The 16,149-nt window shown below is 45.0% G+C and carries 14 protein-coding genes; 3 read left to right on the plus strand and 11 right to left on the minus strand.

Annotation, left to right across the window (positions count from 1 at the left end; genetic code table 11):
- The first annotated feature begins 59 nt into the window (after window positions 1-59).
- A complete protein-coding gene (locus tag AC58QT_RS20105) occupies window positions 60-347 on the plus strand; it encodes a hypothetical protein (RefSeq protein ID WP_497410577.1) in 288 nt (95 codons plus the stop codon).
- A 46-nt stretch (window positions 348-393) separates the two neighbouring features.
- Here the strand turns inward: AC58QT_RS20105 and AC58QT_RS20110 are convergent, their stop codons facing one another.
- The gene (locus tag AC58QT_RS20110) at window positions 394-1,182 is read right to left on the minus strand and encodes a TetR/AcrR family transcriptional regulator (RefSeq protein ID WP_497410578.1); all 789 of its coding nucleotides are present in this window, start codon (window positions 1,180-1,182) and stop codon (window positions 394-396) included.
- Between the two features lie 217 nt (window positions 1,183-1,399).
- On the opposite strand from AC58QT_RS20110, the gene AC58QT_RS20115 reads away from it, so the two are divergent.
- Complete coding sequence (locus tag AC58QT_RS20115; protein ID WP_497410579.1) at window positions 1,400-2,857, plus strand: esterase-like activity of phytase family protein; 1,458 nt, start codon at window positions 1,400-1,402, stop codon at window positions 2,855-2,857.
- Window positions 2,858-2,919: 62 nt separating this feature from the next.
- Here the strand turns inward: AC58QT_RS20115 and AC58QT_RS20120 are convergent, their stop codons facing one another.
- The 10 genes from AC58QT_RS20120 to AC58QT_RS20165 all read right to left on the minus strand — a co-directional run bounded on the left by AC58QT_RS20120 (window position 2,920) and on the right by AC58QT_RS20165 (window position 14,333).
- A complete protein-coding gene (locus AC58QT_RS20120) occupies window positions 2,920-5,283 on the minus strand; it encodes a helix-turn-helix domain-containing protein (protein ID WP_497410580.1) in 2,364 nt (787 codons plus the stop codon).
- A 157-nt stretch (window positions 5,284-5,440) separates the two neighbouring features.
- A complete protein-coding gene (locus AC58QT_RS20125; RefSeq protein ID WP_497410581.1) occupies window positions 5,441-6,220 on the minus strand; it encodes an ABC transporter ATP-binding protein in 780 nt (259 codons plus the stop codon).
- 33 nt (window positions 6,221-6,253) lie between these two features.
- Window positions 6,254-7,429, minus strand: a complete 1,176-nt coding sequence (locus tag AC58QT_RS20130; RefSeq protein ID WP_497410582.1) for an MFS transporter — start codon at window positions 7,427-7,429, stop codon at window positions 6,254-6,256.
- A complete protein-coding gene (locus AC58QT_RS20135) occupies window positions 7,426-8,637 on the minus strand; it encodes an ROK family transcriptional regulator (protein ID WP_497410583.1) in 1,212 nt (403 codons plus the stop codon). The genes AC58QT_RS20130 and AC58QT_RS20135 overlap by 4 nt, the downstream gene beginning before the upstream one ends.
- A 58-nt stretch (window positions 8,638-8,695) precedes the next feature.
- A complete protein-coding gene (locus tag AC58QT_RS20140) occupies window positions 8,696-9,430 on the minus strand; it encodes a glycerophosphodiester phosphodiesterase (protein ID WP_497410584.1) in 735 nt (244 codons plus the stop codon).
- Window positions 9,431-9,535: 105 nt separating this feature from the next.
- On the minus strand, window positions 9,536-10,849 hold the full coding sequence (locus AC58QT_RS20145) for an ABC transporter substrate-binding protein (RefSeq protein ID WP_497410585.1): 1,314 nt from the start codon (window positions 10,847-10,849) through the stop codon (window positions 9,536-9,538).
- Between the two features lie 65 nt (window positions 10,850-10,914).
- A complete protein-coding gene (locus tag AC58QT_RS20150; RefSeq protein WP_497410586.1) occupies window positions 10,915-11,799 on the minus strand; it encodes a carbohydrate ABC transporter permease in 885 nt (294 codons plus the stop codon).
- An 18-nt stretch (window positions 11,800-11,817) separates the two neighbouring features.
- Complete coding sequence (locus AC58QT_RS20155) at window positions 11,818-12,702, minus strand: carbohydrate ABC transporter permease (RefSeq protein WP_497284686.1); 885 nt, start codon at window positions 12,700-12,702, stop codon at window positions 11,818-11,820.
- A 285-nt stretch (window positions 12,703-12,987) separates the two neighbouring features.
- Window positions 12,988-13,758 (minus strand): anti-sigma factor, encoded by a 771-nt coding sequence (locus AC58QT_RS20160; protein WP_497410587.1) that lies wholly within the window; start codon window positions 13,756-13,758, stop codon window positions 12,988-12,990.
- Window positions 13,755-14,333 carry an RNA polymerase sigma factor gene (locus AC58QT_RS20165; protein WP_497410588.1) on the minus strand — a complete coding sequence of 193 codons (579 nt, stop codon included), beginning with the start codon at window positions 14,331-14,333 and terminating at the stop codon, window positions 13,755-13,757. Before AC58QT_RS20165 ends, AC58QT_RS20160 begins: the two co-directional genes overlap by 4 nt.
- A gap of 167 nt (window positions 14,334-14,500) precedes the next feature.
- Here AC58QT_RS20165 and AC58QT_RS20170 point away from each other — a divergent pair, with 167 nt between their 5' ends.
- The gene (locus AC58QT_RS20170) at window positions 14,501-16,117 is read left to right on the plus strand and encodes a copper amine oxidase N-terminal domain-containing protein (protein WP_497410589.1); all 1,617 of its coding nucleotides are present in this window, start codon (window positions 14,501-14,503) and stop codon (window positions 16,115-16,117) included.
- Window positions 16,118-16,149 lie beyond the last annotated feature (32 nt).

A 16,149-nucleotide genomic window follows, 5' to 3' on the forward strand; every position in this document is an offset into this window, starting at 1 on the left:
CAAGGCGCAAACTAATTTTTTTCGGAAAAAGTTAGTTTTTCAGGTAGTGGGACTTTTTTTTGCCTATACGCATCATTATATCCAATTTGCAACATTTTATTTTCGTATTAATTCGAGTTACAGCAGTGAAAGGCGAGCTTCGGCGTGCTGTAAGTCGAAAAATTCGAGTTACAGAAGTGAAAAGCGAGCTGCTGCGTGCTGTAAGTCAAGGCATAACGCTATTCCCAGTGATAGCCTACAAACAAGCTTCGAGGTTGGGGTGGCTTCGGGGGTCGGGTCGCTTCGAGGTTGGGCTTGGGCTTGGGCTTGGGCTCTGGCTTGGGCTCTGGCTTGGGCTTTGGCTTTAGCTTTGCCTTTGCCTTTGCCTTTGCCTTTGCCTTTGGGGTCGAGGGACTATTCCCCCTGCCCCACTCCCTTCTCCCGCAAATAATGCGCAATCCCATCCAAGATTCGCTCGAGTCCGAAGGCCAGATCATTGCCGATCGGATTCTCCGCCTCATCCGTGTAAGCACCCGCCATTAAGATGGGATGGAGATGGGGAAAACGATCCGGCTTCACCAGCTGTTTGAGTGCTGCCCCATACGTGATGCCGCCAAATGTCTCCGGGCTCGCACCATCACGGATCGCCTTATCCATGTCGCGCGCGATCAGACCGCATGCTCTAGAATAGCTGCTAACGAGCAATAGAAATGACATTTTCTCAAAATCATTCAATGGAAAATCCCGCATGATTCGCAACATCCAGTCGATGACCTGCAGATTATTAGGCGCGAGTGGCACGCTCGTAATCGGAATATCCCCATACCACGCATGTTTGCGGAACACATCTACGCATGCCCAGACGTATTCCCCCATCTCTTCGCGCCACGGCTTTCCTGGCACCTCCGGTGGAATGGGAATATCACAGACTGCATCTTGCATCAGCACGAGCAAGTCTTCTTTGCTTGTGATGTAGCGATAGAGCGACATCGTCGTGTACCCCAACGATTGGGCCACTCTGCTCATGGACACCGCCGCAAGTCCATCGTTGTCTGCAATGTCTATCGCCGCGTCAACGATTTTTTTGATGCTAAGTTCACCTTTTGGCCCTCTGCGGGATGGCTTAATAATTCCCCAACTAAGCGCTACACCTGATGGTAAGCTCTGTATGATTTCATCATCGATCTCGTCGCCGATTTCCATGTTGCTCAATCCTCCATTATCCTTGCAGTTCCGAAAATGTATACATCATATACAGTATATCACACTCGCATCTGGATATATGAGCGGAAGCAACTCCAGATAACGATCTCAAAATTTACATTCCCGTAATATTCAATTTACACAACCCTTACATTGATTTGCTATAACTAAGAAGTCAAACATAAATGCGGACAATAGTGAGGGGAGAATGCTACAAATGAAACGTAAATGGATCGTATTAACTTCTTTACTACTTGCTCTTCCGGTGGCAGTTTCGGGAACAGTAACGGCTCAACAAGTAAGTGGGGAAACTTCCGAGAATGTCATATACTCGAGTAATGGACAAGTGATTAAGCCATCAGCACCTGCTGTCAATTTGGATGGCAGCTTATACATGCCAGTTCGTGCTCTCTCTGAATCTTTGGGTAAATATGTCGATTGGGATGAGTTCCGCAGCAGTGTGTCCTTAACGGACAAGCCTGTTTTAACTGGTAAATACGAGCTCAAAGCACCCAATCTGGCAGAAGGTATCAAAATGGGAGTTGGTTCATCCTTAACGCACATTCCAGGAGACCCTGATAATGTATTCTATACAACGGCTGATCGCGGGCCAAACGGTCAACCTACCATCAACGGTAAAACAGTGCGCACATTCCCGCTTCCAGACTACGTACCGACGATTTATAAAATCGAAGTTACTAAAGGCGAAATCAACATTTTGGACAAATTCCCGTTGAAGCTGTCAGGTACTGACCCTGTATCAGGTAAAGTTACGATTACTGGGCTGCCGAATATTAAAGGACGCGATGAAGAGCCGTATGATGCAAAAGGCGAGAAAGTGTTAGCCTACGACCCGTATGGACTTGATATCGAAGGCTTGGCTTACAATCCGAAAGATGACTCTTTCTGGATTTCCGATGAATATGGTCCATCCATTGTTCATGTGAAGCGTGACGGTACGATTATTGAGCGTATTGTTCCTAAAGGTTGGGCAAGTCAGGCGTCCGCTCCGCTTGTGCCATCCCGTGAGACACTGCCAGACGTGTACAACAAACTTCGCCAGAACCGTGGAGCTGAAGCTGTTGGCATTACGCCTGATGGCAAATATATGTTTATGGCTATGCAAAATGCACTTCGCAATCCAGATAAAGCCATGGATAATTCCCGTCAGGTCCGGATTATTAAATTTGACCTAGCGACACTTAACCCTGTTGGTGAGTTTGTATACGTCCTAGAGGATGCGAAGCAATTTAAAGATCTAGCTCAAGGAGATATCGTTATCTCTGATATGGTTGTCGTGAACGAGAACACACTGTTAATCGATGAGCGGGATAAATTCTCTGGCGATAAAGCACAATTGAAGCGCATCTATGCCATTGACCTTTCAACAGCTACTAATATTAGTGGCAAGTACGACAGTGCGACTGCGGCAGGTAAAACGCTTGAGCAAATGACGATAGCAGATTTGAAAGCAAATGGAATTCTGCCTACGACGAAGAGAACTGTACTGGATGCCGTTCAATTCAAGTTCCCTTATGAAAAAATTGAAGGTGTTTCGCTTATTAATGGTGATACACTTGCTATCACGAACGATAACGATTTTGGCATTGACAGCACGACGCCAGAAAATGGAACACTTCTTTGGACGTTTAAACTGCCGTATACAATTAAATAGGCACACATCAAACAGACCCCGAAGTCCATCATGGACAACTGGGTCTGTTTTCAATTTCAATATCATCGAACCCGCTTCGCCATATACTCCCTGGGCGTCATTCCAAACTTAGCTTTGAACAATTTATAAAAGTAACTCTCATTCTCAACGCCCACACGCTGCATAATCTCTTGGATGCTGAGCTTTGAATTCTCCATCCATTCCACCGCTTTATGAAGCTTGACCTGATTAATATATTCGGGAATTGACATCCCGAGGTGAATCTTGGCTATTTTGCTCAACTTATAAGCGGGCAGTCTCATCATGTCAGAAATACTTGCGGCAGAAAGGGATGAGTCAAAGTAGTTGGAATCGATGATCTCCTTCATCGTATCGGCAACAACTTGGTTGCCTTGGATGCCCTTTTCTTCGCCCTCACTATGGATGGTGCGTACCGCTTCCAACAAGAGCCCCTCGAATTGATCAATCGTTTCCTCCTCATACAGTTCACGACTCATCAGTCTGGCTGGAACAGCAATGGGCTCCTTACTCGTGCGGTTCATCTCAAAAATCGTCATCTTCAAATGGTGAACGACCTGCATACTCAACAGCATGATGCTGCCATAGTCCAATTTGCGAATCTGACTGAATACTTCGCGCAGTCTTTCTTCTGTTTTGGCTGCATGTCCCTTAGGCACTGCATCTGTAAATTTGCTTACTAGCTCCAACACTTGCTCGACATCCACACTCCCCATATTCTCGTCAATTCGTACCTGTCTAATCACAGACTTCGTTCCAAACACGTACCGATAAGAGCTATTCGCTAAGGTTTCGTTGTAGGCAGCAGCGATTGCTGTATACTCCTTAATGCTATTGCTGACGGTTGCCGTGAATGTGATATGGTAATGCTTCTCCATGTAGTTCTGCGCTTCTCGAATCGCTTGTTCCACTTGTTCCACGGCGTTCTCTTGACTATCTACGGTGTTCAAAAGGATCGTGAACGTGTCATCTTTCATATCCACGGTTTGGGCGACACTTATCTGGGATATAGCATCCGTCGTGACATTAGCGATCGCGAAGCGCAGCAACTCCCGTTCTGCTAGGCTTTTGTGGCTTAGGAACTTTTTGTACTCATCGATGCGGAGAACACAAATGATGAAAGGTTTATCTTTGGTTAAGGCATCATTCAACTGCCTCAATACGTCTTCAAATTCAGCTGCATTCATGCTGTAGCTATCGGCTATTAGCTTTTTCAAAAAGTAAATCTTCATGATGCTCGTATTATTGTTCTTCTCGAGGTTGTACTCATAGAGCTGTTCTCGCGACTTCTGATACACCTCGGTCAAATAGGAAAACTCGTCTTTCACACCAGGCTTCAGGAAGCCCTCTTTTCCAGCCCCTCCGGGCGATGTCTGTTCGATTAACCTTCTCACCGGCTTATAAATACCTCGAGAAACCGATAACGTTAACAGCAGCGCACCTACAAAAACAGCTCCCGTGATGATCACAATCGTATCCATCAACTGCTTCAGATTAGCGTACACTTCTTTGTACGGCTTTGCTTCCAACAGGGTCCATCCCGTTTTTTCCAAATAGATATAAGACACGATGAGCTTGTCACCATTCACTTCAGTTTCGTAAAATCCAGCCGACTCTCCCGCATGCATCCGCTCTTGGGAAACCGACGATTCGAAGGCTCGCTTGATTGTTACCGCCGAAGGATTTTCAGCGATCATCTGGTTAGTATCGGTCTCTATGAACTGATTCTTGTTGTCTAAAATGTATAAATCGCTTTGCGTGCGCGCATCAAACTGGTTAATCGTTCGAATGTTATCGACGAGCCAATCTAATTTCACATTGAGAATGATGGCTCCGTCCATTACCCCTTTTGCATCTACATTTTCAAACATGACATAACTCAATACAGTATCGTAGGTAGGACTAGCGGTAGTGCCACCGGTTTGCATTTTCCGCACAATCGCCTTTAACGGGATAACCGGAGCGTTCTGTGCAAGAACCTTATCTAACTCAGCATCCTTATGGTACAACTCACCGAATGTGGAGTAGTACATTTTCTTATGGTTGTTATAGACATAAACGGATTGAACGAACGGATAGTTTGCGACCACCGTCGCATTCAATTTGTTAATCGTATTCATATGATCATACGTCTCTTCGTCATTCAAATACATAAGTGCCTTCACATCATTATTGCCGTATGTAGAAAAAGTCAGTTTACTGATCATCGTGTCCAAATAATCGATATTGTACTTCATTTGAGACAGGAGCTTTTGGCTTCCCTCGTATTCGCTTTGGAACATATTTTTCTCCACATTCACATAGATCAGGCTTGAAAATGGAAGTAAAATGAGCAGGATCATGCAGTTGATCCATAGAAAAATGCGTAGCAAATATTTCTTCTCCCGAACGATTCGCCAAAGTTTCATGCCAGTTCCCCCTTGTGTTCAAACTATAATAGGCACGAATCCCATGTCTCTTATTATAACGCTTTCAACACGAACAGTCCCTACTGATTTGTATTGTGGGGACTTCCTCAGAACGTACAAAGAGACCCTCAGCAAAAGACTGAGGGTCTCCGTTTGTTTAGGGAATGGAAATCCATGCCCGCTGATTCTGCCAATTCACTTCTACAGAGGTTTCAAAGAAAGCGGACAAACTGTCACTAGTCAGTACTTCGCGCGAGTCTCCTTTGGCAAATACACCGCCGCGACGAATGAGTAAAGTTTTGCCAAACACAGGAAGAATCTCTTCAATATGATGGGTGACAAATAGGAGCGTCGGGGCATTCGGACTCTTGACTAGTTCACTAATACTGGATAATAAAGCTTCTCTAGAAAGAAAATCCAGACCGTTTGTAGCTTCATCCAAAATTAACAGCTTCGGTGATGCCATTAATGCTCTAGCAATGAGCAGCTTTTGTTTCTCTCCCTGCGAGCAGGATTGATACGTACGATCATACAAATGCAAGCAAGACAACTGCTGCATATACGCCCTTGCACGGTCGTAATCTTCTTCACTCGGTTTATCATATAACCCTATAGAGGCATGTTTGCCACTGATTACGACATGCTGTGTTCTATCTGAAGCATACAACTTCTCCTGCAAGGATGAACTGACCCACCCAATTGACTTGCGCAATTCTCTTATATCAACGCTTCCAAAAGGATGCCCCAACACGGACAATTGCCCTTTCGTTGGCCAAATGTAGCCATTAATCATGTTGAGCAGGGTTGTTTTGCCTGAGCCGTTTAGTCCAAGAATAGCCCAATGCTCGCCCTTGGCAACTTGCCAAGTTATATCTTCCAAGATGATCTTGTTATCTCTATTCCAACCTATTTCGTTCATTTCAATCACATGAGTCATACATTCGCCACTCCTTTCCGAGTTTCATTCCTCCTACATTCCTGGACGTGTATGAACGAGCCGTGGGCTTTTATTCCGGTGTACACCTGCTAATAGCAGGACAAAAGCTGCTCCCGCAAGTAAGACACAGACGGCAAATAATTCCAAGGAGTAACCCTTATTCATCAGCCATCCCCCCATGCCACTGCCTAACACACCTGCGAGACTGAACATCCACATCGAAAGCAGCATTTGTCCTGTTGATCGCAACGCTGTTGGGACAATAGATCGCACGTAATACATGGCCGCGACGTACATCAATGCAAATGTTGCGCCCTGGAGCGCTTGACTTATCATAAGTCCTGCTAAGTTCCCAGTTGTCCAAATGAGCAGCCATTTGACTCCATAACAAGCTGCAGCTGTGCAAAGAACACGGATTGGACCGTATTTGTCGACCCACGCTGCCGCTCGGTAAAAAAAGGGGATTTCACAAAGTGCAGCAACAGACCAGCAGAGTCCTACAAACAATTCCGTGCCGCCGATATCTTGTGCATAGATGCCTGTGAAATTATCTGCTGCTCGGGAAGCACAACCTAGCAATAATAGTGCACCCATGATGAACCATAATCCCGGCTTTCCACTCCATATCGTCATTATAGACCAATTCGACTTGGTACTCGAGGTGTGGCGAGGCTCATCCGGCAGTGGCAGCAGACAGATCAACGAAAGTACTAGACCTCCTGAATAAAGTACATATAAAACTACAGGACCCGTTTGCTGTGAAATCCATCCCATACAAGGCGCGGCACAAGCAAAACCCAAGCTCCCCCAAATGCGATAAGCCCCATAAGGCCGCCCCCCTGTTTCGCTGAGTGACATGTTCCACGAATCAACCAAGGGAATGACCGGAGAAGAAAAAATGACAAATATCAAATACCCTATCAACAATAGCAAGCGATCTTCCGAAGCAAACAGGATGCCAAGACCGACCGTCATCCCTACTAAACAACATAGGATAATTCTTTTCACTCCGCCGACTCTGTCACTTACCGCGCCCCAGGACGGTTGAGCCACCGCGCCTGCTATAAGTCCCGCAGACAGAAACGCACCAATCTCCAAGAGCGAGAGGCCTTTCTCTTTAAGAACCAAAGGCAGGTAGATAATATTCATCGCTGTCGTGCCGTAATAAATAAAATAGAATGCCATAAGCCATCGTGCTGTTGAAATCATGATCCAGAGCCTTCTTTTCCTGAAATCGTATTCAATAAACCTTGATGAAAAACAAGTGAAGCAGCCCCAATAGATCCGTTATTTTGGTGAAAATCAGAATAAATAATCGCTGTATTCCGATTGCTTAATCGAATCGTCTGTTCCATCGCTAAGTTCATAGACGAGGCAAACCAGGACACAGCGGTTATTAACTCACCTCCTAGGATCACCGCTTGCGGATTTATTAGGTTAATCGTATTTCCCAATACAAACCCTAATCGATCTCCAACGTCCTGAAGCTCCTTTACAGCTCGAGTATCCTGCTTCTTCAGCAGTGTCACTATTTCACCGAAGCCGCCGTCCAGACCCATTTTTTTCACCAGATTCTGAACGGATACATAGGGTTCTAGACACCCCCGTTGACCGCAGTAGCACAACTCGCCGTTTAGTTCAATCTTCACATGGCCGATTTCCCCTGCTTGGTATTGATAGCCGGAATAGATCTCATGATTGATGACTATTGCGCTTCCGACACCTTCATCCAAATAGACGCAAAGGGCATGCCCCAAATCCTCCTCCGGACGGGACCACACCTCACCAATGGCAAAGGCTCTAACATTATTATCAATGAAAACAGGCAGGCTGAACCTGCCTTCCAAAAGTGAACGAACAGGAACCTGAAACCAGCCCAGATAAGGAGAATGGATAACAATACCTTCATGGGAATTAACGATACCTTGGACACCTACCCCAATACCGGTGAAAATAGAGGCTTCAGGTACCTTCGCTAAAAGTATTTCGATGATCTGAATCAGCATGTTCAGCAATTGTTCAGCCGCATGCTGGGCTTGGACCGAGTTCGTATCCCTTATTGGCGTTAAAGAAAGTGACCGCTTCTCCTGATGCAACAGCATACGGTTGTAATCCATAAGCACGCCGGCAACATGACTTTTGGTCACCTCTACGCCAATTGAAACCAGTCGCTCCCTGTTTAACCGCAGCTGCGTAGGTCGTCTCCCGGCTCCCCTTAAAGATAACGTCTCCTCTTCTACAACCAAGCCTTGATGCAGTAAATCCCCAATAATATTCGTGACGGTTTGCTTTTGAATCCCTGATTTCCGAGAAATTTCAATACGCGAGATGAGCCTCTCACGGTGCAGCAGCTTTAGAACCTTGCCCTGATTATTCATCTTCATCCACTGAAAGCTGTTACCTTGCTCGGTTTTCAAACCTCATCCCCCTCACCCATTTCTTTCCTACAAAGGGCTTAGGCAGCTACGCCCAGATTTACTCGACGGAAATGGTGCTGTTTTCTTTACTGGCTAGAGCCATTGACAACTTATCCGGAAAATTAATCGTCATTCCGTCCACTCCGCACGACAAACCTTTGTGCATAAGTGCTTCACTAAATGCTCCCCATGCTCTGACCTCTAATCCATGTGCTTTCGCTAGTGCAACACCTTCTGCAGTAATGAACTCTGTGGCTGGGCAAATCTGTTGACAATTAATCTCTTTCACTTGCTCGATCGAAGAAAGATCAATGTGTCGGACCAAATGTCCCATTTTGATGGTCGCATCTTTTGCTCGTACGGCACGAAGATTATCGTATGAAAAGGAAGTAACCGTTACTTGCTCACGGACATCATATTTCTCAATATAGTAGAGCGCTTGCTCCTCTATAAACTTATCTTTTAATTCTAACGCAAACAGCAACGGTTTTCTCCCAAAATAATGAAGAAACTGCTCATAGGAAACTAAGCGTTCCCCTGCATAGCGCGGTGAGTACCACCCTCCCGCATCCAACTGCTGCAGCTCATCCCACGTATAATCAGAAGGAAGTCCTGTACCATTCGTCGTTCTATTCAACTCATTATCGTGAAACAGAATGACTACGCCATCTTTCGTTATCTTGAGATCCGTTTCGATACCGTTAGCTCCCATCTCGATTCCCTTATAGAATGACGCTAACGTATTCTCCGGAGCATATTCGGAAGCCCCTCTATGTGCAAGATTCATAAACATCTAATAGCACTCCTTTAACCTAATTTTTGATCATGATGTCCTTAAATGGTTGAAAAAGGGAATGCTCGCCAATAGGCAGGCACTCCCCAAACCAGTAATTGGCTTTTACTTGTAACTTTTCATAAATACGTCAACATCCTGCTGTAACTTATCAAGCAACTTTTGCGGATCTGCCTTGCTGTCACCTTCCACAGTTTCCAGAGCGGTTACTAACCCAGACCAAATCAAGGAGTCAGCTGGATGAATAGCTTGTCCATACAAATACTCAATTTGTCCCATATTTGCCTTGAAGCCATCATTTTCCTTCAGCAACTTTTGGAATTCCGGCAGATCTGTGGATGTCTTGCGAATCGGTACATACCCTGATTTCATGCTTGTTTTTGCAGCATTCTCCGTATTCGTCAAGTAAGAAACAAAGGTCCATGAAGCCTTTTGCAATTCATCATTGGACTTGAAGATACCTAAGCTGTTACCGCCAATCGGCGTTGTCCGAGATTGAATCATCGGAAGAGGAGCGACGCCTACTGCAAATTTGTCACCTACTTGCTTTTGAGTAGCAGCTAAGGCGGAACCTGATTTGAATAAAATCGCTACTTTACCTGAATTGAAATCTTCTTCAGCTGTCTTGTGCTGATTTGGCGCCATTGCTTTTTGCACATTAACGAGATCTTGGAACGATTTTAATGTCTCTACGGATTCTTTGCTGTTGACAGTAATCTTATTTGCTACAGAATCTACTATTTTCCCACCACGGTTCCAAGTCATTGGCTGTAAGTACCATGGCGTGTCTGCTGCTGTATTAAAGCCCCAAATGTCCGTCTTGCCATCACCGTTTGTGTCCTGTGTCAGCTTCTTGGCCGCTTCCACTAATTCATTCCAATTATCTGGCGGTTTAATTCCCGCTTTATCCAGCATCGTTTTGTTATAGTACATCACAGGTGTCGAACTGTTAAAAGGAATCGTCCACAATTTTTCCTTGTATCGGAATCGGTTCCAGAAGGCCGGATAAATATCGTCGATATCTTTTTTATCCATAAATTGCTCGATCGGAATTAGCTTGCCACTGTCGGCAACTTGCGGTATCCCGTGTCTTTGACCCAGCTGCACGACATTAGGTAATGAATTAGCTACTACACCCGCCATGACCTTCTTCGCCATTTCATCGTAGTCACCCATAAATTCAGCTTTTATTTTAATGTTCGGATATTTGGATTCAAACTGCTTAATGTCATCCGCATAAAGGTCCTTATTCGTTGACCAAAAGGTTAACGTCACTTCCTTAGCTGCCGCAGTTGTAGCCGATGCAGCCGTTGCCTGCTGACCAGATGAGTTGCCTTGATTCACATCCTCTTTCGAAGCACAACCTGCCGCTGTGATAACTGTTACTGCACTCATGATTGTAAGTAGTGTTTTTTTCATAATCTTGTATATACCTCCTAAGAATATGGAATTCGATAGTTTCATGCTCATCACTGTCAAACTGGTTATTTCACTCCGGAATGCATCACCCCTCGAATGAAATACTTTTGAGCCATCATGAACACGACCATGACAGGTAAAATGATGAATGTGGATGCTGCCATCAGCTGCGGCCATTGGGTGCCAAGCTCCTTATCCACCATGTAACGAAGACCGATCTGTACGGTTCTCATGTCTGCAGAATTCGTAATTAATAGGGGCCACAGATAGCTGTTCCACGCCCCAAGGAATGCGAACAGACTTAATGTTGCAAGCACTGTGCCCGATAGCGGCAAAACGATTTGAAACAGAATTCGTAGGTGAGAACAGCCGTCCATTCGCGCAGCTTCCATGAAATCCTTTGGAATCGTGAGAAAGAACTGACGAAGCAAAAATATGCCAAAAACACTGCATATGCTTGGTATGATGAGTCCAGCATAACTGTTCATCCAACCTAGCTCTTTAATGACTAAATAGGAAGGGATCATCGTTGCTTCAAATGGAATAATGGTTGTAGCTACGATGGCGATGAACATCACCTTTTTGCCCCGAAACTCAATCCACGAAAAGGCATAAGCCGCTAGACTGCTTGTGATAATTTGTCCTACAACAGTGCCTATAGACATCACGAAACTGTTTAGAAAGAACCGGCCAAATGGCGCACTTTTCCACGCCTTTATATAGTTATCCCAGTGCCATTCCTTTGGCAATGAGAGGAATGAGCCCGTGAAGATTTGATCGATTTCCTTAAAGGAGGAAAGAACCATCCATAGGAACGGGATCATCATAACAACAGCACCAAGCACGAGAATGAAATATGTGATTAGTACGGAAATGTGATCAGATTGTAGTCCCTTCATCATCGAATAGCTTTTCATTTTTGGTGCCACTAATCTGGTTTGAGAAAACATTATCTTACCTTCCTTCTCTTATTGATAGTGTACTTTCTTGCCTAACAGCAGCATTTGCAACAGGACAAGAAGCAGTACAATCCCGAATATGACCATAGAAATAGCTGACGCATACCCCATCTGGAACAATTCAAAGGCGTAGTGGTACAACTGCACAACAATGAGTTCACTGCTTTTAGCCGGTCCGCCCTGTGTCATGACATCAACTTGGGAAAACGTCTGAAATTGCTCAATCGTTTGCAGAATCAACAACAGGAAAATCGAAGGCGTCAGCAGAGGCAGCTTGATCTTGATAACCGTCTGCCATTTCGTAGCACCGTCTACCTTGGCAGCTTCCATGACTTGATTATCGATCGATTGAAGACCTGCCAGAAAAATAATGACGCAGTAGCCGATACTCTTCCAAATCGACATGATGGATATCGACAACAACGAAGTTTTGGTATCGTTCAGCCAGCTTAGCGGCTCGACACCGAACCAGCCCAGAAACTGATTCATCAATCCGTAATCCGGATGGAAGATGAACATCCATACAACAGAGATCGCTACCGTCGAGGTGACCATCGGCATAAAAAACATGGACCGAATCAATATGATTAATTTCTTAGACCCACGATCTAACAGCAGTGCAAAGAATAGAGCTATTATCAATGACCCTGGAACTGTGATGAAAGCAAACAAAAACGTCAGTTTTAATGAGTGATAAAACTCATCGTTCGTAAACATTCTTTCGTAATTATCCAAGCCTACAAAGGTAGGATTAGGCCGCAGCATATCCCAGGAAAAGAAACTTAATCCAGCACTATAGAAGATAGGGATCATGACAAACACAATAAGAACAAGAAGCGAAGGCGCGAGAAACAAGTACCCTGCTAAGTTGTTTTTCCATTTTTCCAGTGTCAAAAACGACCATCCTCTCAACTAACCATAATTAGTAAAATTATTTGACTTATTACTTTTTAAGTTTACGAGAGGTTTGTCATCGCGATATTATCGTCCATTTAATTATTTGTAAAAGATGAAAGAAGCTTATCATGCATGAAAAGTCGTAGTCCTTGCCTCTGGGCACAAAAAAAAGGGATATCCAACAAGATCATAATCTTGTTGGATATCCCTTTGGGTTAGGGCTCATCATGCTAAGAAACAACTGAAATAACTGTACATTTTCCATCTGAATGGATAAATCCATCAGCTTTTCAGTAAAGCTGCCGCTAAAACCGGCGTTCCTCTTGGCTTATCCCCATGAGCATCAGGTTCTAATGTAATAGCAATGGTATCGTAACTGTTCGGGTCAAAGGTGTAGTAAAGGCCGCCAGTACCATTATGCGTCATGAACGTACCTGCATTAACTGGCGCTTCTTTCCCTTTGATCAGCCAAACTTGGTAGGCTTCGCTATTCTTAAGCTCTGGCAGTTGCTCCGCTTGCACAAGTAAATGTGTGCCTTTGGCGTCAATCACAATCGTTGCAAGCCCTTTAGCGACAATTTCTTTGGCCGTTGCGCTCAAAGCCACAACATTATTTACTTGAACCGCTTCTGCGGGCTGGTCTAACAGCGCTAGTCGCGATTTTAAATCGCTGTTATTCTGCTGCAACAGATAGCTGTACACACCTAAGATGAGCACTGCCGCTGATAAGCCACCATACAGCCATGGGCGGACTCGGCTTCCAGTCATGTTGCTTTGTTTTTGAACAACTTCGTAGATTTCGAATGGTGCTTGCGGTGGTTCAGCTTCCTCACCCAAAACATGATTAAGCACACGCGCCTTCATTCCTGCAGGAATGGGTACAGGGTCGGATGCCATTGGCAGAAAATCAACAAGTGCGAGAAGCTCAACAAGTTCCGCAGCACACGCAGGGCAGTCTTTGAGATGCGCTTCAAACTCAGCACGTTCCTCCAAATCTAGTCCACCAACTGCATACATTTCCAGATTATCACAGCCATTTGTTGGCTTATTCATCCTTGAATTTCCTCCTTCCCCACACCTGCAAGCCGTCCTCTTAATTGCTTTAGCGCTAGCCGCACCCTGCTTTTTACTGTACCTAGCGGGATCGCCTGCTGATCAGACACTTCTTGTTGGGTGTAGCCCTGGTAGTAAATTAAATCAACAACTTGCTTCTGATCCGGGCTTAGTCCATGTAAAGCCTCTCGAATCTCTCGGCCTCTCAAACCGTCCAAAACAACATCTTCCGTGCTCTTGCTGCTATCCGGTATGCGATTCAATTGTTCGCTTTCTGAGGTTTGACCCGACGTTCTATTCTGCTTTTTACGGAGAATATCGATCGCAATATTACGTGTCAGCGCGAACATCCAGCTCGTTAGTTTTCCATGACCCGCGTCATAGCGTTCGGCAGCATTCCATATCCGCAGGAACAATTCCTGCACAACTTCCTCAGCCATCATCGTGTCTTGAACGATGCGATAAGCAAAGGCATATATCGGCTTTTCGTATTTGTCATATAGAAATTTAAGCGTATCGGCATCTTTATGAATAATTCGCATCATAAGTTCTTGGTCGGTACTTGTACCCTGCATGAAGGATCTCCTCTCCAAAGTCTCCTCCCTAGTATATACTTCGCAAAAACTTTTGTATTGGATGATAGGCAAAAAAAAGATTGTCATCCCTGTGATCCAAATTTCATTCTTCCACGTTCTATTAACCGAGAGCACACAAAAAACCATTATAGAGGAGCGCGATACCTATGAAACCCATGACCAAAACATTAGCTACAGCAGCACTCGGACTTACACTTATTTTCCCAGCAATGGCAAGCGCACATACGTATTCGATTAAAAGCGGATCATCTGACTTACGCATCACACTCGAAAGCTTGTTAGGCGAGCATGCCGAGCTAGCTGTCATCACGATGCAAAAAGGCATTGACGGCGCTGCTGATTACAACGATGTAGCCGCTGCGTTGCTCGCCAATGGCGATGACTTGTCGAAAGCCATCGGTTCTGTATACGGTGCAGATGCCGAGAAGGCCTTCAAAGCACTTTGGCGCACACACATCGGATTCTTCGTAGATTATGTAACTGCTACTAGCAAGAAAGACGAGGCTGGACGCAAAGTAGCACTCGATAAATTAGATAAATACGGTCCTGATTTTGGCGCTTTCTTGGAAAGTGCGAACCCGAATCTGAAAGGGGCTGACGTCGCTGAAGGATTGAAGGCACACGTTAGTCAACTGATCGAAGCTTTCAACGACTATGTTAATAAAGACTATACAGGTGCGTACAAAGCAGAGCGTGAGGCCTATTCACACATGATGCACTTTGGTCATACCTTAGCTGATGCGATTGTGAAGCAATATCCCGATAAATTCACCAATGATGGTGCTTCTGTTGCTTCCGTAGATCTTCGCTCTGCACTAGATGGTCTGTTAAGCGAACATGGCGGTTTAGCTGTCTTAGCGATGCAAAAGGGAATTAACGGCGCGCCTGACTTTGATGCTGCGGCACGTGCTCTCCTAGCAAATAGCGATGACCTAACGGCTGCTATCGTCTCCGTCTATGGTGCAGATGCAGGCAAAGCCTTCAAAGGACTGTGGAATACACACATTGGCTTCTTTGTGGATTATGTCAAAGCGACGGCTGCGAAGGATGAGACGAAACGGAAGGAAGTCTTAGATAAGTTAAATCAATATGGAACAGATTTCGGAGCTTTCTTGGAAGGAGCAAATCCGAATAACTTCAAAACCGAGGATATCGCAGCGGCATTGAAGCCGCACGTTGCCCAGTTAATCAGTGCTTTTGACAGCTATGTGGGAAAAGATTATAAGGTGACCTATGCGAGTACTCGCGAAGCTTACGCACATATGTTGCATACGGGTGATTACTTAGCATCTGGTATTGTTGCTCAATTTCAAGAGAAATTTCATGACCCGAAAGCACCTAGTACGACATCTACGATGAAGATCTGGATGAAAATCGGTAGCAGCAACATAACAATCGATGATAAATCGATGATGATGGATACCGCTCCGTTCATGTGGGGAGGAAGCACTTACGTTCCTCTTCGTTTCTTGGCAGAAGGCATCGGTGCGAATGTCACATGGGATCAAGCTACTCAAACCGCTTGGGTCAAAGCTGGCAATGACACGCTAACGTTCTGGGTAGGCAAAAATGTGATGGAAGTAAACGGTATGAAGAAGGACATCGGGGCTCCCGTCGTACTCAAAGATGGCCGCACGCAAGTTCCCTTGCGTTTCATCACGGAATTGCTGGGTTGGGATGTTAAATGGAATGAGGCGGACTGGTCCATTACCTTAAGCAAAGCCATGCAAATGAGCATGGACATGGGGACTCATATGCATTAAGACATAAAAAAACAGCTGAGCATTTTTTTCAA

Source organism: Paenibacillus sp. J31R109 (assembly GCF_059692055.1).